24 protein-coding genes are annotated in these 23,136 nt (G+C 67.2%); 16 read left to right on the top strand and 8 right to left on the bottom strand.

The features are described from left to right. Nucleotides 1-2 precede the first annotated feature (2 nt). Together BLM15_RS25190 and BLM15_RS25185 are read right to left on the bottom strand one after the other, a co-directional pair. A complete protein-coding gene (locus tag BLM15_RS25190) occupies nt 3-797 on the bottom strand; it encodes an SRPBCC family protein (protein WP_126115321.1) in 795 nt (264 codons plus the stop codon). A gap of 13 nt (nt 798-810) precedes the next feature. Further along, nucleotides 811-1,401, bottom strand: coding sequence for an ArsR/SmtB family transcription factor (locus tag BLM15_RS25185; protein ID WP_126115320.1), 591 nt, complete (start codon nt 1,399-1,401; stop codon nt 811-813). Nucleotides 1,402-1,671: 270 nt separating this feature from the next. On the opposite strand from BLM15_RS25185, the gene BLM15_RS25180 reads away from it, so the two are divergent. From BLM15_RS25180 to BLM15_RS25170, 3 genes are read left to right on the top strand one after another with little or no spacing between them, the layout of a single operon-like run. After that, nucleotides 1,672-2,307: a TetR/AcrR family transcriptional regulator gene (locus tag BLM15_RS25180; RefSeq protein ID WP_126115319.1), complete on the top strand. Its 636-nt coding sequence runs from the start codon at nt 1,672-1,674 to the stop codon at nt 2,305-2,307. 8 nt (nt 2,308-2,315) lie between these two features. After that, a complete protein-coding gene (locus BLM15_RS25175; RefSeq protein WP_335904810.1) occupies nt 2,316-2,840 on the top strand; it encodes a GFA family protein in 525 nt (174 codons plus the stop codon). Further along, entirely contained in the window at nt 2,833-3,135 is a 303-nt protein-coding gene (locus tag BLM15_RS25170) for a DUF6958 family protein (protein WP_126115317.1), read from the top strand. Before BLM15_RS25175 ends, BLM15_RS25170 begins: the two co-directional genes overlap by 8 nt. Nucleotides 3,136-3,137: 2 nt before the next feature. On the opposite strand, the gene BLM15_RS25165 is transcribed toward BLM15_RS25170, so the two are convergent. Together BLM15_RS25165 and BLM15_RS25160 are read right to left on the bottom strand one after the other, a co-directional pair. Next, nucleotides 3,138-4,268, bottom strand: coding sequence for an aminotransferase class I/II-fold pyridoxal phosphate-dependent enzyme (locus BLM15_RS25165; protein ID WP_126115316.1), 1,131 nt, complete (start codon nt 4,266-4,268; stop codon nt 3,138-3,140). Then, nucleotides 4,265-5,446, bottom strand: a complete 1,182-nt coding sequence (locus BLM15_RS25160; protein ID WP_126115315.1) for an amidohydrolase — start codon at nt 5,444-5,446, stop codon at nt 4,265-4,267. The genes BLM15_RS25165 and BLM15_RS25160 overlap by 4 nt, the downstream gene beginning before the upstream one ends. 65 nt (nt 5,447-5,511) lie before the next feature. Between BLM15_RS25160 and BLM15_RS25155 the strand changes: the two genes are divergently transcribed. After that, nucleotides 5,512-6,336 carry an AraC family transcriptional regulator gene (locus BLM15_RS25155; RefSeq protein WP_126115314.1) on the top strand — a complete coding sequence of 275 codons (825 nt, stop codon included), beginning with the start codon at nt 5,512-5,514 and terminating at the stop codon, nt 6,334-6,336. A gap of 13 nt (nt 6,337-6,349) precedes the next feature. Here the strand turns inward: BLM15_RS25155 and BLM15_RS25150 are convergent, their stop codons facing one another. Beyond that, complete coding sequence (locus BLM15_RS25150) at nt 6,350-7,060, bottom strand: outer membrane protein (protein WP_126115313.1); 711 nt, start codon at nt 7,058-7,060, stop codon at nt 6,350-6,352. A 209-nt stretch (nt 7,061-7,269) separates the two neighbouring features. Here BLM15_RS25150 and BLM15_RS25145 point away from each other — a divergent pair, with 209 nt between their 5' ends. The 4 genes from BLM15_RS25145 to BLM15_RS25130 all read left to right on the top strand — a co-directional run bounded on the left by BLM15_RS25145 (nt 7,270) and on the right by BLM15_RS25130 (nt 10,676). Next, nucleotides 7,270-8,295 (top strand): YihY/virulence factor BrkB family protein, encoded by a 1,026-nt coding sequence (locus BLM15_RS25145; RefSeq protein WP_126115312.1) that lies wholly within the window; start codon nt 7,270-7,272, stop codon nt 8,293-8,295. 114 nt (nt 8,296-8,409) lie between these two features. Next, on the top strand, nt 8,410-8,781 hold the full coding sequence (locus BLM15_RS25140; protein WP_164547634.1) for a DUF423 domain-containing protein: 372 nt from the start codon (nt 8,410-8,412) through the stop codon (nt 8,779-8,781). 88 nt (nt 8,782-8,869) lie between these two features. Then, nucleotides 8,870-9,766, top strand: coding sequence for an acetylglutamate kinase (gene argB / locus BLM15_RS25135; protein WP_126115310.1), 897 nt, complete (start codon nt 8,870-8,872; stop codon nt 9,764-9,766). Between the two features lie 145 nt (nt 9,767-9,911). Beyond that, complete coding sequence (locus BLM15_RS25130; protein WP_126115309.1) at nt 9,912-10,676, top strand: pyrimidine 5'-nucleotidase; 765 nt, start codon at nt 9,912-9,914, stop codon at nt 10,674-10,676. Here the strand turns inward: BLM15_RS25130 and BLM15_RS25125 are convergent. Further along, entirely contained in the window at nt 10,667-12,001 is a 1,335-nt protein-coding gene (locus BLM15_RS25125; protein ID WP_126115308.1) for an 8-oxoguanine deaminase, read from the bottom strand. The two genes, BLM15_RS25130 and BLM15_RS25125, sit on opposite strands and share 10 nt — an antisense overlap. A gap of 194 nt (nt 12,002-12,195) precedes the next feature. Continuing rightward, nucleotides 12,196-14,046, bottom strand: coding sequence for an ABC transporter ATP-binding protein (locus BLM15_RS25120; RefSeq protein WP_126115307.1), 1,851 nt, complete (start codon nt 14,044-14,046; stop codon nt 12,196-12,198). Nucleotides 14,047-14,308: 262 nt separating this feature from the next. Between BLM15_RS25120 and BLM15_RS25115 the strand changes: the two genes are divergently transcribed. Further along, nucleotides 14,309-15,859, top strand: a complete 1,551-nt coding sequence (locus tag BLM15_RS25115; RefSeq protein WP_206438567.1) for an ABC transporter substrate-binding protein — start codon at nt 14,309-14,311, stop codon at nt 15,857-15,859. Nucleotides 15,860-15,969: 110 nt separating this feature from the next. Here BLM15_RS25115 and BLM15_RS25110 read toward each other — a convergent pair whose 3' ends face one another. Beyond that, complete coding sequence (locus tag BLM15_RS25110; RefSeq protein WP_126115306.1) at nt 15,970-16,893, bottom strand: LysR substrate-binding domain-containing protein; 924 nt, start codon at nt 16,891-16,893, stop codon at nt 15,970-15,972. 90 nt (nt 16,894-16,983) lie between these two features. Here BLM15_RS25110 and BLM15_RS25105 point away from each other — a divergent pair, with 90 nt between their 5' ends. Genes BLM15_RS25105 through BLM15_RS25075 form a run of 7 tightly spaced genes read left to right on the top strand, consistent with a single transcriptional unit; the run spans nt 16,984 to nt 22,964 of the window. Beyond that, on the top strand, nt 16,984-18,102 hold the full coding sequence (locus BLM15_RS25105; RefSeq protein WP_126115305.1) for an NAD(P)/FAD-dependent oxidoreductase: 1,119 nt from the start codon (nt 16,984-16,986) through the stop codon (nt 18,100-18,102). Continuing rightward, nucleotides 18,083-18,379 carry a (2Fe-2S)-binding protein gene (locus BLM15_RS25100; RefSeq protein ID WP_126115304.1) on the top strand — a complete coding sequence of 99 codons (297 nt, stop codon included), beginning with the start codon at nt 18,083-18,085 and terminating at the stop codon, nt 18,377-18,379. Before BLM15_RS25105 ends, BLM15_RS25100 begins: the two co-directional genes overlap by 20 nt. Continuing rightward, the gene (locus BLM15_RS25095) at nt 18,376-19,776 is read left to right on the top strand and encodes an FAD/NAD(P)-dependent oxidoreductase (protein WP_126115303.1); all 1,401 of its coding nucleotides are present in this window, start codon (nt 18,376-18,378) and stop codon (nt 19,774-19,776) included. Before BLM15_RS25100 ends, BLM15_RS25095 begins: the two co-directional genes overlap by 4 nt. Continuing rightward, nucleotides 19,773-20,906, top strand: coding sequence for an NAD(P)/FAD-dependent oxidoreductase (locus BLM15_RS25090; RefSeq protein ID WP_126115302.1), 1,134 nt, complete (start codon nt 19,773-19,775; stop codon nt 20,904-20,906). The genes BLM15_RS25095 and BLM15_RS25090 overlap by 4 nt, the downstream gene beginning before the upstream one ends. Further along, nucleotides 20,903-21,847: an ABC transporter permease gene (locus tag BLM15_RS25085; RefSeq protein WP_126115301.1), complete on the top strand. Its 945-nt coding sequence runs from the start codon at nt 20,903-20,905 to the stop codon at nt 21,845-21,847. The genes BLM15_RS25090 and BLM15_RS25085 overlap by 4 nt, the downstream gene beginning before the upstream one ends. Further along, entirely contained in the window at nt 21,844-22,710 is an 867-nt protein-coding gene (locus BLM15_RS25080) for an ABC transporter permease (protein WP_126115300.1), read from the top strand. Before BLM15_RS25085 ends, BLM15_RS25080 begins: the two co-directional genes overlap by 4 nt. 17 nt (nt 22,711-22,727) lie before the next feature. Then, the gene (locus tag BLM15_RS25075; RefSeq protein ID WP_126115299.1) at nt 22,728-22,964 is read left to right on the top strand and encodes a hypothetical protein; all 237 of its coding nucleotides are present in this window, start codon (nt 22,728-22,730) and stop codon (nt 22,962-22,964) included. The last annotated feature ends 172 nt before the right edge of the window (nt 22,965-23,136 follow it).

The following is a 23,136-nucleotide window of genomic DNA, read 5'->3' as shown; positions in this document are numbered from 1 at the left end:
GCTCAGCCGGCGGCAAAAGTCTCCTTGAGCCAACCCTGCCACCTCGGCTCGCTCTCGGCTGCGCGCTTGTCGGCATCATCGCCGTAGAAGAACAGGCAAGCGCTGAGATTGACCTTGTCACCCATCCCGTAGCTGCCGATCAACGCGACGCCGTCATCGGAGCGCAGCAGCACATGCCGCTGTTTCCGATTCTGCTCAGTCTGCTCGACAGTGCCAGCGAAGGCCTGCAGTGCCGCCGGCAATTCGCGCCGCTCGCCGACATTGGCGCCGGAAAGGCCGAGCGTCTCGGTCAACTGCTTCCAGACGGAAAGATGCTCGCCTTCGGTCGGCAGCATCGCCTGGAAGCAGGTCCCCTTCTTGCCGGCGAAATGCGTGAGATAGAGCCGCAGCACCGCGAAGAAGCCGGGCCAGCCGCCCTCGAAGCCTTCCATCTGGTCGTCCCAGTCATCGCTGGAGGCGAACAGCGAATGCACCATCCTGACCAGGCATTTGTCGCCTGAGCGGCTGGTGATCGTGATCTCGGTCGCGATTGGCGGTGCCTTCTCGCCCCATTCGTATTCAGTGTAGCCGAAGCGATGCGGTGGTTCCCAGAGATTGATCTCGCCGGTCGAGCTCATCTCCGGCCCGAAGCTGAAGCTGAGCTTGCCACCGACCTTCTCCTCGATCGTCGTCGGCGTGAACCAGGTGGAATTGCCCGGTCCAGTCGCCATGGCTTGCCAGACCTGTTCGGGCGTGCCGGGAACGAGAACCTCCATCTCGACCCAGCGCTTACCGGTTCCGTCCTTCTTGATCGGCATCATCCAGTTCCTTTCAAGCCTTGGCCGGTTCGGGCGCCGGATAGGCGGCGACCACGAGACGATGCGAGCGCCCGCCCGGCGCGCTGTCGTCGTGGTAGCGGGCGGCGAGGGCCGCCACGGTTTCGGTGAGCTCGCGGGTGAAGGCGGCGCGCTCGGTCGGCGAGCGGAAGCGGATGACGCTGTCGAGCGACAGCGTCGCCAGCCGCTTCTCCTGCCGGCGCGCCTCATTCCAGAGCGTCCCGACCTCGCGCACGATCCTGGCCGCGAGCGCGATCAGATAGCTCGCCGAGAGCCGGTCGGGATTGCGCTCCGGATCGGCGCCGAGCGAGCCCAGCGCTGCCGGCGAGACGACGAAGGAGGCGGCGCTCGCCACCATCAGTCGCTCAGTTAGCCCGCCCCATCGCCGCTCGCCCGCCGGCGCAACGAGCCGGTGCTCCTCAAGCGCGCGCAGGTGGTAATTGACCTTCTGCCGGGTCAGCCCGACCCGCCCGGCCAGCGAAGCGGCCGAAGCCGGCTCCGACAATTCAGCCAGGATCCGGCGCTTGACCGGATCGAGCGCCACGGCGGCGCGAGCGGGATCGTCGATGACGTCGAGGTCGAGCATGACCCGAAGTTCTCATTGACAGATTTTTTTGTCAATGGATTGAACCGCGGCGGGTAGAACCCTCTCCCGAATGGGAGAGGGGCAGGGGTGAGGGACCGTCGCTGATTACTGAAGCGCAACGGCGCCGCTGCGACCTCAATGGGTGAGGGCAGGCCCTCATCCCTGCCCTTCTCCCACACGGGAGAAGGGTTCCCCGCGCCCTATGTCGGCAGCTTTACGATCGCGAGATTCTCGGCTTGCAACATACCAACTGAATGGTGTGTATAGGCCATGCCACGGCCTACCAAACAGTCCCCCGAACGCGGCAGCGCCCGCACCCGACTCCTTGAAGCGGCACGCGACGTCATCCGCGCCAAGGGCTTCGCCGCCACCAGCGTCGACGATCTCTGTCGCGCCGCCGATGTCACCAAGGGCGCGTTCTTCCATCATTTTGCGAGCAAGGAGGCGCTCGGCGTCGCAGCGGCGGAGTTCTGGACGCGGGAAGTCACCCCCTTCTTCGCGGCCGCGCCCTATCATGAGCCGGCCGACGCGCTTGATCGCGTCCTCGCCTATGTCGCCTTCCGCAAGGCGATCATCGCCGGCGATCTCTTCGAATTCACCTGCCTTGTCGGGACGATGGCACAGGAAGTCCACGCAAGCGCACCCGACATCCGCGACGCCTGCGGCCGCAGCATCTTCGGCCATGCCGCGACGCTGGAAGCCGACATCGAACAGGCCCGTCGCGAGCGCGGGATCAGCGCCGACTGGACCGCCAAGAGCCTGGCGCGGCACACCCAGGCCGTCCTCCAGGGCGGCTTCGTCCTGGCCAAGGCCGGGAACGAGCCCGATCTCGCACGCGAAAGCCTCGACCATCTCGACCGGTACATCCGGCACCTTTTCCACGTCGCGGAGGATTTGGCAGCATGAGCCAGCGCATGACGATCGGATGCACCTGCGGGCATACGCGGCTCGAAGTCGAGGGGGCCCCGATCCTCGTCTCCGAATGCCTGTGCGACAGCTGCCGGGCTGCTGCCGCCCGGCTTGCCAAGCTGCCGAATGCGAGGAGCATCCTGACCGCGTACGACGCGACGCCAACCGCCGAATACCGCAAGGACCGGGTGAAAATCCTCTCTGGCGCGGAGAGCCTGCGCGAGTTCCGGCTGAAGCCCGAGGCCGGCTCACGCCGGGTGGTCGCGACCTGCTGCAACACGCCGGTCTTCCTGGAGATGAAGGGCGCGCACTGGCTCAGCCTCTATTCGCATCTGTGGCCCGAGAACGCCCGGCCGAAAGCGACGCTGCGCACCATGACCGGCGACCTGCCCGACGCATCCGTTCTGCCGGCCGACATACCCAATCTGAAGAGCCACACGATCTCGTTCTACGCGAAACTCCTGACGTCCTGGATCGCCATGGGCTTCCGCAATCCGAAAATCACTATCGCGGGGACGGTCGATGCCTGACGACAAGATCGAGATCGAAAACGTCAACAAGCCCGGTAAGTCCGAGCGGGTCGACCGCGCCAAGTACACGGCAATGCGCAAGGCGCTTTTGTCGGTCCTGCCGGACGCGGCGCCTGGCCTGACCGTACCCGATGCGAAAGAGGCGCTGCTGCCCTTTCTGCCGGACGATCTCTTTCCGCAGGGCGCCACGGCCGGCTGGTGGCTCAAGGCCGTCCAGCTCGATCTCGAGGCAAAGGGCGTGATCAGGCGCGCCCCGCGCAAGCCGGTGCACCTCTACCGGCTCGGGGCGGCCTGACCTCAGCCCGTCTCGGCGAACGCCGTCGCCAGCGCTGCCGCCGCCTCGTCGAGCTCGGCGGTCTCATGGGCTGCGCTGACCTGCAGCCGCAACCGCGCCTCGCCCTGCGCCACGATCGGGAACGAGATCGCCGGAGCGAAGACGCCGGCCCGGACCAGGCGCGTGGTCATGGCGCGCGCCCTCTCCTCGCCGCCGACCTTGACCGCGGTGATGGCGCTGTCGCTGTCATGGCAGGCGAGTGCGTAGAAGCGCAGCGCCTCGCGCAAATGGGCGGCATTGCGCCAGAGCCGCTCGCGCGGGCCGGGGTCGTCGCGGCAGATCTTCAGCGCCGTCAGCGCCGTCGCGGCATTCGCCGTCGTCATCCCCATGGTGAAGATCCAGCTGCGCGATTGCGCCTTGAGCTTCTCGATCAGCAGTCGCGGACCGGCGACGAAGCCGCCGCTGGCGCCGCCCAGCGCCTTCGATAGCGAGCCGGTCAGCAGCATGTCGGGCGCGCCATTGGCGAGGCCGCAAAGCGGCGCGGTGCCGGCGCCACCCGGCCCGACCACGCCGGTCGCATGCGCCTCGTCGATCATCAGCAGCGCGTCGAATTTGCGCGCCAGCGCCTGGATCTCGACTAGCGGCGCAGCGCCCCCCTCCATGCTGAAGATGCCGTCGGTGACGATCAGGCGCCGCTTGGCCCGCCTCGTTCCCTCGAGCGCCCGGCGCAGACCCGCGACATTGCGGTTCTCATAGGTCTCGATCTCGGCACGGCTCAGGCGGCAGCCATCGATGATGCTGGCGTGGTTCAGCCGGTCCGAGATGATGACGTCGCCGGCGCCGACCAAAGTCGTCAGCACACCGCCATTGGCGCTGCCGCCGGACGAGAACAGCGCCACCGCCTCGACGCCGAGGAAGGAGGCGAGGTTCTCGGCCAGCGCCTCGTGCAGGGGCGTCGTGACGAAGACCGGATAGATGCCGGTTCCGGTGCCATAGAGCCGCATCGCCTCGTTGGTCGCGGCGAGCACGCGCTCATCGGTCGAAAGGCCGAGATAGTCGTTGGCGCCAAGCATGATCGTGTCGACGCCGTCGAGCAGGATACGCCCGCCGCAGCGGCGCTCGATCATCCGGCGAGCGGGGACATGCGCGTTCATGGCGCAGCCTTCGGCAGCGCGCTGGCGACGAGATTCTGCCAGTAGCGCAGCACATGCGGGACGATCGCATCGTTGAACACGTAACGGTCGCCGTGCAGCCCCTCGCCGGGACCAACCTCGCCGGCACCGATCCAGGCATAGCAGCCGCCTGCGGCGCGGATCATGAAGGCGAAGTCCTCGCAGCCCAGACTCGGCTTGAACTCGGTCGAGACGTTCTCCAGCCCGACCGCCGCGGCGGCGGCCCGCGCCGCCAGCGCCGCTGCCTCGGCGGTGTTGATCACCGGCGGATAGCCGCGCTTGTAGTCGAGTGCCGCGCTGACGCCATGCGAGCCGGCGACACCCTGTGCGATCTCGCCGATGAGCCGCTCGCAGAGATCGGACAGCGCCGGTTCGAAGAAGCGGCAGGTGCCCTGCAGCCAGACTTCCTTCGGCACGATATTGCCGACATTGCCGCCATGGACCTGCGTCAGGCTGACCACGATCGGTGTCTGCGGGTCGACGGCGCGCGAGACGATGCGCTGCACGTTCTGGATGAAGGCCCCGGCGGCCAGGATCGGATCGTCGCCGAGATGCGGCATGGCGACATGGGCGCCGAGCCCGGAAAAGCGCAGTTCGAAATTGTCGACCGCCGCCATCTGCGCCCCGGCGCGGGCCGCGATGGTGCCGAAGGGCACGCCCGGCCAATTGTGCACGGCATAGACAGCTTCGACCGGGAAGCGCTCGAACAGCCCGGCCTCGATCATCTTCATGCTGCCGCCCTCGTTCTCTTCGGCCGGCTGGAAGATGAAGTGGACGATGCCGTCGAAATCCGGGTTCTGGCTGAGGAGTCTCGCGGCCCCGAGCAGCATGGCGCTGTGGCCGTCATGGCCGCAGGCATGCATCACGCCCTCCTTCTTCGAGGCGTAAGGCAGGCCGGTGCGCTCGATGACGGGCAGCGCATCGAGCTCGGCGCGCAGGCCGATGGCACGCTTGCCGGAGCCGGAGCCGGCGCGCAGCGTGCCGACGACGCCGGTGCCGCCGATGCCCTCCTGCACCTCGAGGCCGAAGGAACGCAGTTTCTCGGCAACGAAGCGGGCGGTCTCCACCTCCTGGAAGCCAAGCTCGGGATTGGCGTGGATGTGATGGCGCCAGGCGACGACCTCTGGTGTCAGCGCGGCGATCGGGTCATTGTGCAGCATGGTTCTCTCCTGTCCCGCATGGATTAGAAGAGTGGACCGGGCAGCGTCTTGAACCAGATTGACCGATGAGCGAGCCGCGACAGGAGAGTCAGGAGTTCTGGCGCCACGCCGCCTTCCGCGAGCTCGGCCTGCTCAAGGCGCGGTTTCGGGAGCATCGCTATGACCGCCACACCCATGACGGCTACGTCATCGCGCTGATCACCGAGGGCTGCGAGCGCGTGCGCGTCGGCCGTCAGGAGGTGCTGGCTCCGGCCGGCTCGGTGCTCGTCGTCAATCCGGAGGAGTGGCACGATGGCGAAGCCGGCGCCGAACAGGGCTGGGCCTACCGGACCTTCTATCCCTCGGTGACGCTGCTGTCGGACATCGCAGCCGAACTCGGGCAGCCGCATGTGCCGCTCTTCCCGCAGGCCCTGCTCGACGATCCCGAATTGGTCCGATTGCTCACGGAAGCCCATACGGAATCGGCCTCGTCGGAAGCCACGCGCGCGGAGGCCTCCTTGCTGACCGCTCTACGGCGGCTGATCCTGCAACATGGCGACAATGATCGGCCAGCCGAGTCGCTCGACCGCTCCGGCTCGCGCCGCCGCTTCTCACGCTACGAGCAGGTGATCGAGGAGAGGCTCGCTGGCGAGATCGACCTGCAAGGGCTCGCCATGGCCGCAGGCGTCACCCGCTTCCAGGTCATCCGCGACTTCAAGAAGCTCACCGGCTCGACGCCGGCCACCTTCATCCGCGACCGCCGTTTGCGCCGCGCCAATCGGCTGATTCAGGAGGGCACCAGCCTGGCGGACGCCGCCTTCGCCGCTGGCTTTTCCGACCAGAGCCATCTCTCGCGCAGCTTCCGTGCCGTGCACGGCATCACGCCCGGGATGTTCCGCAAGGCAGGCTGAAGCGCGCGACCCCTCAGAACTTGTAGGCGAGGCTGGCGCGCACCGCATGCGCCGACGGCTCGTGCTCGACCGTGCGGCCTAGATAGGCGCCGATCCCGACATGGTCGAACTTGCCGTAGTCGGTGTAGCGATAGTCGATGCCGAGGATCAGGTTGTCGGTCAGGGCATAGTCGACGCCGCCGCCGACCGTCCAGCCGGTCTTCGAGGCGTTGCTGCTTTCACCCAGGCCGGTCAGCGGATTGACGTAGGAATAGTCCAGCTTGGTGAAGGCCGCGCCGGCCGTGGCGTAGACCAGGATGCGATCGAGGCTGTAGCCCAGGCGCGCACGCACCGAACCCTGCCAGTCCTGCCGCACGCGGACCACGCCGCCGAGATCGCCCTGTCCCGCATGGGCGTTCACGCCCTCGATGTCACTCTCAACGCCGAGCACGATCGCACCGAACTGGTAGTTGAAGCCGAGGCGGGCGCCGCCGATGAAGGAGGACGGGCTGTAGTCGAAGGAGCGGCCGAGCGGCGCGCGTCCGGCGCTGGCGAACTCGCTCGCCCGGTCGGAGCCCCAGGAATAGCCGGCCTGGCCACCGAGATAGATGCCGCTCCAGTTGTAGAATGTCGGCAGCTCCGGCGCCGGCGGCAGGACGCCCTTCCTGGAGAAGTCGGCCGCCAGGGAGGCGCCGGCGCTCAACAGGGCGACGGCTGCAATGCTGGCTTTCAGAAGGGTCTTCATCACATGCTCGGCTCGAACGACGGCTGCTTCGGGGGCGGACGATCCGCCGGCGCCGCGATGGCGTCAGGAGCGGCATTATGAAAATGTTAAGGTTAACGAACCTCTAAGCGGCCCCGCCCCCGTCCGCCTCCCGGAACGAAAACACCTGCCGCAACGTTGCCAGCGCGACGGAGCTGTCTAGGATCGACCGCCCCTGGACCGGAGCGTGCATGGCCTATTTCAAGCGACTGACGGGCGCCGCCGGGCTAGCGGCTGTGGTCGCCGGCTATGTCCACGGCCTGGTCTCGCGCCGGGTCGGCGAGCCCTTGCGTCAGGCCCGGCGTGGCCAGGGCGCCATCAGCCCGATCGCTTTGCCCTGGCGCGGCTGGAAGGACGTCCTGCTGCGCTTCAGCGCCCGCATCCAGGAAGCGCGCGTGCTCTCGCTCGCCGGCGCCGTCGCCTTCTTCACCTTGCTGTCGCTGGTGCCAGCCCTGTCGCTGCTGGTGACACTCTACGGCGTGCTGACCGACCCGGCGACCATCGTCGGCCAGCTCGACGACGTCACCATCGTCTTCCCCCAGGCGGCACGCGAGCTGATCCGGGAACAGGCCATGCGGCTCGCAGGCCAGAATGTGACCAATCTCTCGCTGACCTTCCTGATCAGCTTCCTCGTCGCGGTCTGGAGCGCCAACGCCGCGATGAAGGCGGCTTTCGACGCGCTGAACATCATCTATGGCGTGCGCGAGCAGCGCGGCTTCATTCGCCTCAACCTGGTCTCGCTCGGGACGACGCTGAGCGCGCTCTTCGTACTGATCCTGGCGCTCGCCCTGATCGCGAGCCTGCCGGTGGTGACCGCGCTCTTTCCCTTCGGCCACGAGATCGAGGTCGTGATCCGCTGGCTGCGCTGGCCGGCCTTCTTCTTCATCGGCATCGTCGCGATCGGCTGCCTCTATTGGATCGGCCCGGACCGCAAGCTGCCGCGTTTCGCCTGGGTGCTGCCCGGCGCCATCGCCGCGGCGTTGCTCTGGGTCGCGGCCTCGGTCGGCTTCTCCTTCTATGTCAGCACACTCGGCCGCTACACCGCGACCTATGGCTCTCTCGCCACCATCGTCGTGTTCATGACCTGGCTCTGGCTTTCTGCCACGATCGTCCTCGCCGGCGCCGAGCTCAATGCCGAGCTCGAGCATCAGAGCCGCTATGGCTCGGCGCCTGCGCCGGTGACGCAACTCACGCGCAACGCGCCCGGCCGAGATTGAACTGCCGGCTGGAGCACGATGCCACAGCGGCACCCGCTTGACCTTGCCCGCGGCCACAGCGTCTGCTCGCCCGCAGCCTTGCCCCGCCCCGGGGCTAACGACACGGATCCGCCGATGATCACCGCCACCCGCATCCATCTCACCATCGCCATGCTGATGGGGCTCGCCGGCGTAACGCTGCTCGCGGCCGGGACGCATGCCGGCGGCTCCGACAACGTCCAGATCGCCGGGCAGATGCTGCTCTTCCATGCACCTGCGGTGATCGCCGCCTGCACGGCGCGGCGAGCCGAGCTGCTCGCGGACTGGCCGGCTCGCCTTGCAATCTCGCTCATGATCCTCGGCGTCGCGCTCTTTTCCGCCGATCTCGCGATGCGGGGTTTCCATGGCGAGCGGCTCTTCCTCGGCGCAGCGCCCGCCGGCGGCTTCATGATGCTCGGCGGCTGGCTCGGGCTCGTCATCGCCGCCCTGTTCGCTAAGCGCGCCTGACCGGCATCGACGCGCTTTCGCAGCCTTCCTTCTTCCGCTAGAACGCGGCGCGGCGCAGCTGCCTCCTGCGCCTTCGCGGAGCCTGCCGATGAACGCGCCTCACAATCTCACACCCTCGCAAGCCGCCGAACTGCTCGTCCAGGCGCTGCCGCACATGCAGCGCTACGACCAGGAGGTGATCGTGATCAAATATGGCGGCAACGCCATGGGTGACGCCGCCACTGCCGAGGATTTCGCCGAGGACGTGGTGCTGCTCGAGCAGTCCGGCCTGAAGCCGGTGGTCTGCCATGGCGGCGGCCCGCAGATCGCTCGCATGCTCGACAAGCTCGGCATCAAGTCCGAGTTCAAGCAGGGCCTGCGCGTCACCGACGCCGCGACCGTCGACGTGGTCGAGATGGTCCTGGCCGGCTCGGTCAACAAGGAGATCGTCGGCTACATCTCGCGCGAAGGCGGCAAGGCGATCGGCCTCTGCGGCAAGGACGGCAACATGGTGACCGCCCGGAAGGCGACCCGCACCATCGTCGACCCCGATTCGAAGATCGAGCAGGTGCTGGATCTCGGCTTCGTCGGCGAGCCCGAGACGGTCGACACCACCGTGCTCAAGGCGATCCTCAAGGAAGAGCTGATCCCGGTACTGGCCCCGGTCTGCGCCGCCGCCGACGGCCAGACCTATAATGTCAACGCCGACACCTTCGCCGGCGCGATCGCCGGCGCGCTCGGCGCCAAGCGCCTCTTGCTGCTCACCGACGTCCCGGGCGTGCTCGACAAAGACAAGAACCTGATCCCGGAGCTCACCATCGAGCAGTGCCGGCGCCTGATCGCCGACGGCACCATCTCCGGCGGCATGATCCCGAAGATCGAGACCTGCATCTACGCGCTGGAAAAGGGCGTCGAGGCCGTCGTGATCCTCGACGGCAAGGTCCCGCATGCGGCTCTGATCGAGCTCTTCACCGACACCGGTTCGGGCACGATCATCCGGCGCTGAGGCGTCGACAAGGTAAGGCACAGGAACCCTTCTCCCATCCGGGAGAAGGAACGGCCTCGCTGATCCCTATGGACGACCTCGTCGTCGCAAGGACTTTGCAAGTATCTTGCATGTCATGATGGTGCCCCCCACATGACATGCCCCTATGAACCAGAACACGACCATACCAGCCACCGCCATCCCGCTCCTGCCGGAGCAGGCGGCGTTCGGCCATGTCGACCACTGGATCTTCGACCTCGACAACACGCTCTATTCGCATGAGGCGCAGGTCTGGCCGCAGGTCAATGAACGGATCACCCTCTTCCTGCTCGAGCTCTTTGGTCTCGACGGCCTCTCTTCGCACGAGCTGCGCCGCTATTATTACGAGCGCTATGGCACCACGCTTAAAGGGCTGATGGAGGAACACGGCGTCGATCCCGAGGACTTCCTCGCCTTCGCCCACGACATCGACCTGTCGCTGCTCGATCCCAATCCGGATCTTGGCGCGGCGATCGCCGCCCTGCCCGGCCGCAAGCTGATCCTGACCAATGGCTCGCGCGGCCATGCCGAGAACGTCGCCGGCAAGCTCGGCATCCTCCACCATTTCGAGGACATCTTCGACATCGTCGAGGCCGGTTTCCTGCCCAAGCCCGAGCGTGCCACCTATGAGAACTTCCTCGCCAAGCATGCGGTCGACCCGACCCGGGCGGCGATGTTCGAGGATATCGACAAGAACCTGCTGGTGCCGAGCGCGCTCGGCATGAAGACGGTGTTGATCGTGCCGCGCACCCCCGATCCGTTCCGCGAAGCCTGGGAGCAGGCGGTTGTCGAGGCCGGCCATGTCGATTTCGTCACCGACGACCTGACCGGCTTCCTGAAGCCGCTGACGCGGCCGGGCGAAACCGTTCCGGTCTCCGGCCTTCAGCTGTAGCGCTTCGCCGCCAAGGCATGGGCGCGGCGCAGGGATGCCAGATCGAGCCCGGGAATCTCGCCGTCGATCACGCGCCAGCGCCCGCCGACCATGACACGATCGGCCCGGTTCGCGCCGCACAGCACGAGCGCCGCGATCGGGTCATGCGCACCGGAGAAGCGCAATTCGTCGAGCCTGTAGAGGGCGAGATCGCCCTGCAGGCCGATCGCGATCCTGCCGATATCGGAACGCCCGAGGCAGCGCGCCGAGCCCTCCGTCGCCCAGCGGATCGTGTCGCGCGCCGTCACCGCGCTTGCGCTTTTGTAGTGCAGTCGGTTGACCAGCAGCGCGTGGCGCAATTCCTCCATCAGATTCGAGCCGTCATTGGAGGCCGAGCCATCGACACCGAGGCCGACCGGCGCACCTGCCGCCTCGAGTTCGCGCGTCTTGCAGAAGCCGGAAGCGAGCACGCTGTTTGAGGTCGGGCAATGGCAGACCCCGACGCCGGCCTTGCCCAGCCGCTCGCATTCCTCGCAGGAGAAATGGATGCCGTGCGCCAGCCAGGTCTTCGGCCGCAGCCATCCGACGTCCTCCAGCAGATCGAGCGGGCGCTTCCCATAGACCTCCAGGCAATAGGCATCCTCGTCCTCGGTTTCCGCCAGATGCGTATGCAGCGGCGCGTCGAAGCGGGCCGCGAGCTCGGCCGATCTCGCCATCAGCAAGGGCGTCACCGAGAAGGGCGAGCAGGGCGCCAGCGCGATCTGCACCATGCTGCCAGGCTTCGGATCATGGAACAGGCCGAGCACCCGCTCACTGTCAACGAGGATCGTGTCCTCGTCCTGCACCACCTCGTCCGGCGGCAGGCCGCCATCCTTCTGCGACAGGTTCATCGAGCCGCGCGAGATGGTGACGCGGATGCCGAGCGCCCGCGCCTCCTCGACAGCGATGTCGACGGCGTTCTCCAGCCCTGCGGGGTAGAGATAGTGGTGGTCGGCTGCAGTGGTGCAGCCGGAGAGCATGAGCTCGACCAACGCAGCGCGCACCGCGAGGCGCAAATCCTCCGGCCGCAGGCGCGCCCAGAGCGGATAGAGCGCCTTCAGCCAGGGGAAGAGCTCGCGATCGATCGCGGCGGGATGAGCACGGGTCAGCGTCTGGTAGAAATGGTGATGGGTGTTGATCAGCCCCGGCAGGACGACATGGCCCGAGGCATCGAAGCTCTCGGTCACCGGCAGCGCCGGATAGGCGCCGCTGGCGACGAGCTCGACGATCATCCCATCCTCGATCACGACCCCACCCCCGGCATTCTCGGCGAGGATGGCGAGCGGATTCCTGATCCAGATGCGCATGACTGGTTCTATCAACGATTCTCAGCACTTGGCATAGGCTGAGATCGTCCGGCATGCCAGCCTGCGCAGCTGGAGCCCAGTTGATTAAAGGGACTAATCAGACGGGAGAGCGTATCGCCGCTCAGCCATGCGCGTCACCGGCCAGCTAGGTGCAAGCTGACCGGTGCGAACTGTGCGGGCCGGACTGGAGCGGCTCACGCCACCTTGGCGATCAGCGGCTTGGTCTCCCATTCCTCGCCCCAGATCATCACGGCGTGGCCGGGCGAGACCTCGCGATACTGGCGCACCGGCGGGACGTAGTCGGCCGGACGGATCGGGCTCTTGATCTCGTCGTTCGAGACCGGCCGCTTCTCCAGACGCCTTGCCGGATCGGCGATCGGCACCGCCGCCAGCAGCCGCTTGGTGTAGGGGTGCTGCGGATTGCCGAAGATCGCCTCGCGCGGGCCGATCTCGACGATCTCGCCGAGATACATCACTGCGACCCGGTGGCTGACGCGCTCGACCACCGCCATGTCGTGCGAGATGAAGAGATAGCCCAGCCCCATGCGGGCCTGCAGATCAAGCATCAGGTTGACCACCTGCGCCTTGACCGAGACGTCAAGCGCCGAGACCGCCTCGTCCGCCACGATCAGACGCGGCTCGACCGCGAGCGCGCGGGCGATGCAGATGCGCTGGCGCTGGCCGCCGGAGAATTCGTGCGGGAAGCGGCTCGCCATGTCAGGCAGCAGGCCGACGCGCTTCAGGAGATCGGCAACCTTGTCGCGCGCTTCCGAGCGGGTGGCGAGATTGTTGATCAACAGCGGCTCGGCCACGGCCGCACCGATGTTCATGCGCGGATTGAGCGACGCGAACGGATCCTGGAAGATCATCTGCATGCGCTTGCGCTGCTCACGCAACTCGCTCTGGCCGAGCTTCAGCACATCGACGCCATCGAGCAGGACCGAGCCGGAGAGCGGCTCGACCAGGCGCAGCACCGAGCGACCGGTCGTCGACTTGCCGCAGCCGGATTCGCCGACCAGCGCCAGCGTCTCGCCCGCCTTCAGGCTGAAAGAGACGTTCTCGACCGCGTGCACGCGGCCCTTGACCGAGGAGAGCAGCCCCGAGCGGATCTCGAAGCGGGTCGTAAGCCCCGCGACCTCGAGCACCGGGCGCTCCGCTGCCTGGACCGTGTCCGGCGTTTCGGTGGGGACATCCGATAGGCCCGTCGCACGATCGACGACGGGGAAGCGCATCGGCCGCTTACGGCCGATCATCGAGCCCAGTCGCGGCACGGCCGAGAGCAGCGCCTTGGTGTAGGGCTTCTGCGGATTGGCGAAGATGTCCTCGGTCGCGCCGGTCTCGACCTCGTCGCCATTGTACATCACGACGGTACGGTCGGCGATCTCGGCGACGACGCCCATGTCGTGGGTGATGAAGAGGACGGACATGCCCTCCTCCTCCTGCAGCGATTTGATCAGCTCGAGGATCTGCGCCTGGATCGTCACGTCGAGCGCCGTCGTCGGCTCGTCGGCAATCAGCAGCTTGGGCTTGCAGGCCAGCGCCATCGCGATCATCACGCGCTGGCGCATGCCGCCCGAGAAGCGGTGCGGATATTCGTGGAAGCGCGACTTCGCCGCCGGGATCTTGACCTTCTCCAGCAGGCGCACCGTCTCGGCTTCGGCTTCGGAGCGCGACAGGCCGCGATGCAGGATCAGCGCCTCGGCGATCTGGAAGCCGATGGTCAGCACCGGGTTCAGCGAGGTCATCGGCTCCTGGAAGATCATCGCGATGTCATTGCCGCGGATCTCGCGCATCTGCGCATCCGGCAGGGTCAGCAGCTCCTTGCCGTTGAGCTTGATCGAGCCCTCGATCTTGCTCGAGCTCGGCGGGGTCAGCCGCATGATCGACAACGCCGTCACGCTCTTGCCGGAGCCGGATTCGCCGACGACCGCCAGCGTTTCCTGAGGCTTGATGTCGAAGGAGATGTTGCGCACGACCGGCTTCCAGAGCCCCTCGACCCGGAAGGAGGTCGTCAGGTTCGAGACCGAGAGGATCGGAGAGGTCATGCCAGGTCCTTTATTGCGATCTGATCAAAGGCTGCGGACTGGGCACGAACGCCCACCCCGCAGCCGGTGGGCCGCGTTCAAAAGCCGGATCAGAATAACCAGAGCGTGGCGGATGTCAGCAGGCTGCGTGATAAAATATTGAGCGCTCCTGCCGTTTGCACACGCCATAACCACAGAGAATACTCGATCCCGGATTTCGACTTGGACAGACTGGGAGGCCGATCCCCACTATCGCGGCAAGAATGATCGAGGGGATCACACCATGAAAACGCATGTCGCCGGGCTTGCGAGCCTGATGCTGTTCGCGGGCCTTCAGGGGCAGGCCTGTGCCCAGGAGACGGTCCTCAGGGTCAGCTCGGGCGCCAGCAATGTCTCGACCCTCGACGCCCACCGCGCTAGCGCAACTGACGACAAGGCGCTGGTCGGCTGGCTCTATAACGGGCTCGTCCGCTTCAAGCCGGGCAGCGCCGACCCCAAGGACCTCGAGCCCGATCTCGCCGAGCGCTGGGAAACCTCCCCTGACGGCAAGGTCTGGACCTTCCACTTGCGCAAGGGCGTCAAGTTCCATGGCGACTGGGGCACGCTCGGCGCCGACGATGTCGTCTATTCCTTGCAGCGCTCCGCCGATCCCAAGCGCTCGACCTTCTCCTCGGATTTCTCGGCGATCGACAAGGTGGAGAAGGTCGACGACCTCACCGTCCGCGTCACCTTGAAATACCCGGACGTCAACTTCCTCGGCCGCGTCTCCAACTACCATGGCGGCAACATCGTCAGCCGCAAGGCCGGAGAGGAACTGGGCGACCGCTATGGCGCCAAGCCCGTCGGCACCGGCCCCTTCACCTTCGTCGAGCAGGTGACCCAGCAATATGTGAAGCTCGCCGCCAACCCCGATTATTTCCGCGGCAAGCCGAAGATCGACACGATCATGATGCGCGCCATCCCCTCCGACAGCGCGCGCGAGCTCGCCTTCACCTCCGGCGAGCTCGACCTGTTCCACGCCAAGCGCGAGCAGCGCTGGGTCGATTCCGCCCGCCGGCGCCCCGGCTTCAATGTCGAGATCTTCCAGCCCGGCGAATACCGTCTGCTGCACATCAACCGCAGTCAGCCGCCGCTCGACGACATCCGCGTGCGCCGCGCCATCGCCGCCGCCGTCAATGTCGACGACCTCGTCCGCTTCGTCGGCAAGGATGTCGGCCCCAAGGGCTGCTCCGTCGTCCCGCCCGGTTATCTCGGCGAGGATTGCACGGTGCGCTATGGCTTCGATCTCGCCAGGGCCAAGGCCCTGCTGACCGAGGCCGGCCATAAGGACGGCATCACCATCAAGGCGATCGTCTCAAACATCTCGGCCCAGCAGCCCTTCATGGAGATCATCCAGGCGCAGCTCGCCAAGGCCGGGATCAAGCTGGAGATGCAGGTCGTCGACCATGCGACCTATCAGAGCCAATCGCGCAAGAACCTCAGCGGCCTCGTCTTCTACGGTGCGGCGCGCTTCCCGATCGCCGACACCTATCTCAGCGAGTTCTTCCACTCGCGGGCCATCGTCGGCACGCCGACTGCCGCGACGAACTTCTCGCACTGTGCCATCGCCGACAAGGAGATCGAGGAAGCCAGGGTCGCGCCGAGCGCCGATGCCCAGAAGGCGCTGTGGAAGGAGGCGCAGCGCAAGATCATGGACGATGTCTGCGCCGTCCCGCTGTTCGAACTGCGCCAGGTCTGGGCCCGCAGCGACAAGCTCGATTTCGGCTATGAGCTGAAGGGCACGCTGAACCTCGCCCCGCCGATCACCGAGAAGACCACGCTGAAGGCGCGCTAGACCAAGCTGCGTAGAGAACCGCGCCGTCTTTCCGGGGCAGGCCGATCGGCTTGAGCCCGGAATGACGGCTGTTTCCATGAAAACGCAGCACGCTCCAAGCCTCGCGAAAATCAGGCTGGATTCGGCGTCAAGATAGTCCGCGAGATCTCCGCCGCCGCCTCGCGCGCGCTTTCCAGGAAGGCGGCGACCAGCCTGGCATTGCGGCTGTCGCGGTTGCGGCAGAGCTGGAAATCGAGCTGGAACTCCGGCTCGAAGCGCCGGATCGCGATCTTGTCGCGCAAGCCGCCGACGATCAGCGGATGCACCAGCGAGACGCCGACACCGGCCGCGACGAACTCGCACAGGGTCGGCGAGACGTTGGCGACCATCACCACCTCCGGTGTGACGCCGTGGCCTTCGAGCACCCGGCTGATACTGCGATGGGTGTGGCTCTCCGGATCGAACGAGATGAACGGAACTCCGGCGAGATCCGCGGGGACGATGACCTCCTTCGCGGCGAGCGGATGGCCGAGCGGCAGGATGCAGACCACCGGATGGCCCATCATCGGCTCGGCCGCGACATAGGGGTTGTCGACCGGGGCGATGATCAGTCCGACATCGAGCCTGTGGGTGACGAGCGCGTCGGCGATCCATTGCGAGCTGCGCGACTGGACCGAGCAGAACACGCCCGGCTGCCTTGCGAGGAAGCGCGAGGTCGCCTCCTGGATGAAGGAGCCGGAGAGCGCCGGCATGACGCCGATCAGGAGACGGCTCTGCTCGTCGCGCCGGATCGCCTCGACCGCATTCTCGACCTGGCGCACGCCGGCGAAGATCCGGTCGATCTCCTCATAGAGCCGCATGCCGCGCCGGGTCGCCACCAGCCGACCCTTGACCCGGTCGAACAGGCGCAAGGCCGTGTCCTCTTCAAGATGCGCGATCAGCTTGCTCATCGCCGGCTGCGAGACGTTCATCATCTCGGCCGCGCGGCTGACGGTGCCGTACTCGATCACCGCCTTGAACGCTTCGACCTGGCGCAGGTTGAGCCGTCTCACCATTGCATAACCCCTGGGAATAGACCGTAGAGAAAAACGACTTTGACGAAATACAATGTCGCTCCCTAACGTCAAAGCCAACGAGGGAATCTCATGCGACCGGACATCATCGTCATCGGAGGGGGAACGGTCGGCGCCGCCATCGCCTGCGGCCTTGCCCGCAAGCGCGAGAAGGTGCTGCTGCTCGACGGCGACGACGGCGATTTCCGCGCGGCGCGGGCGAATTTCGGGCTGGTCTGGCTGCAGGGCAAGGGCCTGGGCATGCCGGCCTATCAGGCCCTGACCCGCGACAGCATCGCCCTCTGGCGCGGCTTCACCGAACAACTCGACGCCGAGACGGCGGTCGATCTCGCCTATGAGCAGAATGGCGGCCTCGCCTTCTGCCTGGGCGAAGATGCTTTCGAGAAGCGCAAGCTCGACCTCTTACGCCTCCATAACCAGCGCGGCGACGGCGAGCCGGATTGGGAAATGCTCGACCGCCCGGCGCTGGATAAGCTGCTGCCCAAGGTGACGCTGGGTCCGGATGTCGCCGGCGCCAGCTTCGGCCGGCGCGACGGGCACGCCAATCCATTGCGATTGCTCGCCGCGCTGCATGCCGGCGTCCTGCATCATGGCGGCGTACTGCGCCATCGCGCCCGGGTCGAGCGGATCGAGCGTTCCGGTACCGATTTCAAGCTCGTGCTCGACAACGACACACTGACAGCGCCGCGCATCGTCATCGCCGCCGGGCTGGGCTCGCCTGAACTCGCGCGTCAGGTCGGACTCGACGTGCCGCTGCGCCCGGAGCGCGGCCAGGTGCTGGTCACCGAGCGGCTCGAACCCTTCCTGCCGCTGCCGGCGAGTGGCCTGCGCCAGACCGGCGAGGGCACGGTGATGATCGGCGCGACCAAGGATGATCCCGGCTTCGACGTCTCGACCACCGGCGAGGCCGCGGCACGACTCAGCCGCAAGACGGTGCAGATCGTCCCGGCGCTCGCCAAGGTCGGCCTCGTCCGGCAATGGGCCGGCCTGCGCATCATGACGCCGGATGGCTACCCGATCTATGCGCAGTCGCAGAGCCATCCCGGCGCCTTCGTCGCGCTCTGCCATTCCGGCGTGACGCTCGCCGCCTTCCACGCCGAGGACCTTGCCGCGGCCATCGCCGCGGGCGCACTGCCCGAGCGCTTTTCTCCCTTCCACCAGAGTCGGTTCGATGTTCCGCAAGCTGCATGATCCGGGGCCGCAGGCGGTCACCATCTTCATCGACGGGCGCCCGGTCGCTGCCGAACTCGGCGAAAGCGTCGCCGCGGTGCTGCTGCGCCAGCAGGAAGGCTGGAGTCGGACCACGCCGGTCTCGCAGAGCCGGCGCGCGCCCTATTGCATGATGGGTGTCTGCTTCGAATGCCTGGTCGAGATCGACGGCCAGGGCTCGGTGCAGAGCTGCCTGACACCGGTCGCCGCCGGCATGCGCATCACCCGCCAGCAGGGTCGAAGGAGCCTGTCGGCATGAGCGACCACACCGATCTCCTGATCGTCGGCGCCGGCCCGGCCGGCATGGCCGCCGCCGTTACCGCCCGCCGCCACGGTCTCTCCGTCCGCGTCGTCGACGACCAACCGGCGCCCGGCGGCCAGATTTGGCGCGGCATCGAGACGGTCGCCGCGACGCCGCGCGCCAAACGGCTCGGCGAGAGCTACCTTGCCGGCGCCGAACGGGCCGCTGCCTTCCGCACCTGCGGCGCTGTCTACGAGCCCGAGAGCCAGCTCTGGCAGATCGAACCGGGCTTCCGCGCCTTCATCACGCGAGGCGGTAAGGCCCGCATCGTGACGGCGCAGGCGATCATCCTCGCCACCGGCGCGCAGGAACGGCCTATGCCCTTCCCCGGCTGGACATTGCCGGGCGTGCTGACCGTCGGCGCTGCGCAGATCCTGCTGAAGACCGCCGACTCCGTGCCGGAAAAGCCGGTCTGGATCGCCGGCTGCGGACCGCTGCCGCTGCTCTACATGACCCAGCTTCTGGCTGCTGGAGGCCGCATCGCCGGCTTTCTCGATACGACCCCGCGCGGGCGCGTTAGCGCTGCTCTACGCCATCTGCCGCAGGGCCTCGGACGCTTCGGCGATCTCATCAAGGGCCTGTCCTGGTCGCTGGCGCTGCGGCGCGCGGGTTTCCCCATCATCCGCCATGTCACCGAACTCCGTGCCGACGGCGACGGCCGTCTCCAGCGCCTGCGTTATCGCGCGGAGGCCGGGCAGGAAGCCGAGGTTCCCGCCGATGTGCTGCTCGTCCATGAGGGCGTGGTGCCGAACATCCATGCACCGCTCGCGCTCGGCTGCGCGGTCAACTGGCATGCCGGCCAGCACTGCTATGTCCCGGTGCTCGATGGCTGGGGCGAGAGCTCGCAGGCCAGTATCTTCGTCGCCGGCGACGGCGCCGGCATCGGCGGGGCCGAGGCGGCCGAACCACGCGGCCGGCTCGCGGCGCTGCGGGTTGCCGCCAGACTCGGCCGGCTCGATGACGCCACCGCCGAAGCCGCCGCTGTACCCGAGCGAAGTGCCCTTTCCACCGCGCTCGCGCTGCGGCCTTTCCTCGATGCGCTCTATGCGCCACGTCCGCAGCTCTATTCGCCGCCGGACGAGACCTTGGTCTGCCGCTGCGAGGAGGTCACGGCCGGCGAGTTGCGCGCCCGTGCGGTCGAAGGGCGGCCCGGGCCCAACCAGCTCAAGGCCTTCACCCGCGCCGGCATGGGTCCCTGCCAGGGCCGCCAATGCGGTTACTCAATGGCCCATATCGTCGCGGCCGCGCAGGGCCGTTCCGTCGAGGAGGTCGGCTTCTACCGGATCAGGCCGCCGCTGAAGCCGGTGACGCTCGGCGAGCTCGCCAGCCTCGACGAGCAGGAGCCGACGGCATGACGGACGCCGCTGCATTCGACGTCGTCGTGGTCGGCGGTGGCCTGCACGGACTCTCCGCCGCGCTGCATCTAGCGCGCGCCGGCCGCAAGGTCGCGCTGGTCGAGCGGCGCTGGACCGGCCGCCATGCCTCCGGCGCCACCGCCGCCGGCGTGCGCACGCTCGGCCGCGATATCGCCGAGATCCCGATCTCGCTCGAGGCCATGGCGATGTGGCACCGGATCGAGGCGATCGTCGGCGACGATTGCGGCTTCCATGCCCATGGCCAGATGCGCGTTGCTGAGATGGCAGAGCATATGCCCGCCTTGATCGAGCGGCAGGCGCGCACGCGCGCCCTCGGCTACAGCCATGAAGAGATCATCGACGCCGCCGAATTGCGTCGGCTGGTGCCGGCGCTTAGCCCGCATTGCGTCGGCGCGCTGGTGGCGCGGCGCGACGGCGCCGCCGATCCCCATCGCACCGTTGCCGCCTTCCGCCGCGCGTGCGAGGCCGAGGGCGTCGTGATCGCCGAGGGCTGCGGCGTCGAGGCGGTCGATCGGCAGGGCGGCGACTGGTTGCTCGTCTGCGGCACCAGGCGCTTTCGCGCGCCTTACGTCATCAACGCCGCCGGCGCCTGGGCTGGCCGGCTCGCGGCGCTGTTCGGCGATGCGATCCCGCTTGGCGTGCGCGCGTCGATGATGATCGTCACCGAGCGGCTCGCCCCTCTGCTCGATCCCGTCGTCAGCGTCGTCGGCCGAGCCCTCTCCTTCAAGCAGGCGGGCCAGGGCACGCTGGTGATCGGCGGCGGCCTGCAGGGCTCGGCCGATCTCGACCGCGAGCGCAGCACCGTCGACTTCCGCAACCTCGCCCGGGGCGCGCGGGCCGCCAGCGATCTCTTCCCGGCTGTCCAGGGCGTGCGCATCGCGCGCTGCTGGACCGGCATCGAGGCGCAGACATCGGATCGCCTTCCGGTCGTCGGCCTGTCGCCGAACGCGCCGGGCCTCGTCCACGCCTTCGGCTTCTCCGGGCACGGCTTCCAGCTCGTCCCGGTCGTCGGCTCGATCCTGGCCGAGCTCGTCTGCGAGGGCCGAACACGGCGTGAGATCGCCGCCTTCGCGCCGGCGCGACTGATGCAGGAAAGGGCGGTGGCATGATCGGCTATCTGGTCAGGCGCATATTGCTCGCCATCCCCACGCTGTTCGTGATGCTGACGGCGATCTTCGTGCTGGTCCGCCTTGTGCCGGGCGATGCGGCCTCCGTCATCCTCGGCGACCAGGCCAGTGCCGCCTCGCTCGCCGCGCTCAGGGAAAAGCTCGGCCTCGACCAGCCGGTCCACGTCCAGTATCTCAGCTTCCTCGGCAAGATCCTGACCGGCGATTTCGGCCAGTCGCTGTCGAGCGGGCGCAGCGTCATCCGCGAGGTCCTGCTCGTCCTGCCCTCGACGATCGAACTGACTGTCGCCGCCATTACGATCGGCCTCGTCTTCGGCCTGCCGCTTGGCATCGCTGCCGCGCTCGCCCGCAATGGCTGGGTCGACTATGTCTCGCGCGTCGTCTCGCTGGTCGGCCTGTCCTTCCCGGCCTTCGTCTCCGGCATCCTGATGCTGATCGTGTTTTCGATCCAGCTCGGCTGGTTCCCGGTGCTCGGCAACACCAGCGGCGCCGGCAGCCTCAATGAGCGGATGCGGGCGCTGGCCCTGCCCGCGCTAAACCTCGGCATCATCATGACCGCCTATGTGATGCGGGTAACCCGCGCCGCGATGCTCGGCGTGCTCACCGAGGACTATATCCGCACCGCCCGCGCCAAGGGCGTCGGCCCGACCCAGCTCGTCGTCACCCATGCCCTGCGCAACGGCCTGATCCCGATCATCACCGTGGTCGGGCTCTATTTCGGCACGCTGATCGGCAATTCCGTGCTGACCGAGATCATCTTCAACCGGCCGGGCCTCGGCAAGCTGATCATCGGCGCGCTCAATGCCCGCGACTACACCCTGCTGCAGGGGCTGATGATCATCTTCGCGATCTGCGTGATCGTCGTGAACACGCTGACCGATCTCGCCTACGGCCTCGTCGATCCCAGGGTGAAATACTCATGAGCGCCGCCGACACCCCAGTCGCGATCCAGCCCGGCGGCCTTTGGCTCGCCTTCACGCAGAACCGGCTCGCCTGGGTCGGGCTCGTCCTGCTGGCGCTGATCGTCCTCGTCGCGCTCTTCGCGCCCTGGCTCGCGCCGCATGATCCGCTCGAGCAGAACATCGTCGCGCGGCTCGAGCCGCCCTCGGCCGAATTCTGGCTCGGCACCGATTCCTATGGCCGCGACGTGCTCTCGCGATTGATCTACGGCGCGCGCATCTCGCTCTTCGTCGGCTTCGTCGCCATCCTGATCGCGATGCTGGTCGGCACGGCGATCGGCGTGCTCGCCGGCTATATCGGCGGCGTCTTCGACCAGCTCGTCATGGGCGTGCTCGACGTGCTGCTCGCCTTCCCGACCCTGCTGCTCGGCCTGATGATCGCGGCCATGCTCGGCGCCAGCCTGGAGAACCTGATCATCGCCATCGCGGTGACCGAGGTCGCGCCCTTCGCCCGCGTCGCCCGTGCGCCGACGATCACGCTGCGCCAGCGCGATTTCGTCGAGGCCAGTCGCTCCTATGGCTGCGGGCCGTTCCGGATCATGACGCGGCACATCCTGCCGAACATGATCTCGGACGTGGTGGTGATGAGCTCGCTCTGGCTGGCCTCGGCGATCCGCACCGAGGCCTCGCTCAGCTTCATCGGGCTCGGCGTGCCGCCGCCGGCGCCGACCTGGGGCGCCATGATCCGCGAGGGCTTCGAGAACATCCTGGACGCCTGGTGGCTCGCGGTCTTCCCGAGCCTTGCCATCCTCGTCACGGTGCTGGCGCTGAACCTGCTCGGCGATGCACTGCGCGACGCCTCGGACCCGCGCTCCCGCGCGCGGTAATAGCGCCCGCGGCGTTGTTGCCGCGCAAAACCGGCGCCGATATCGTCGCGGCGATGACAGCGGCCGGCCCCAGCCTTTCGCTCGATGCTTTGACCGACGCGCTCTATCGGGAGCTGCAGCCGTCGCAACAAGGAACCTGGATATCCGCATCACGCTCTCACAAATGGTCGCTCGCCTTGACGAATGATGAGGCTGCGCCGCGGCTTGTTTCGCGCCAGAAAATAGTCGCCGACCTCAGTCTAGAATCTCTCTAAATCATTGGGATTGCGTCTCTTTTTCGAAGTCGTTATGCGTGCTGCGCGCGGCTGCGATTGCATGTCGACGTCGTTGAATGCCTGTTCGTTGGACCGATACCGGTGCAGTCGCGCCGATCTCGGCCACTGGTTTTCGCGTGTGCACGCCGGCGAAGTGCATGAGCGGGTGAGG

The sequence above is a fragment of the Bosea sp. Tri-49 genome (assembly GCF_003952665.1).
GTDB lineage: Bacteria > Pseudomonadota > Alphaproteobacteria > Rhizobiales > Beijerinckiaceae > Allobosea.
This window is presented reverse-complemented; position numbering and strand designations above follow the sequence as displayed.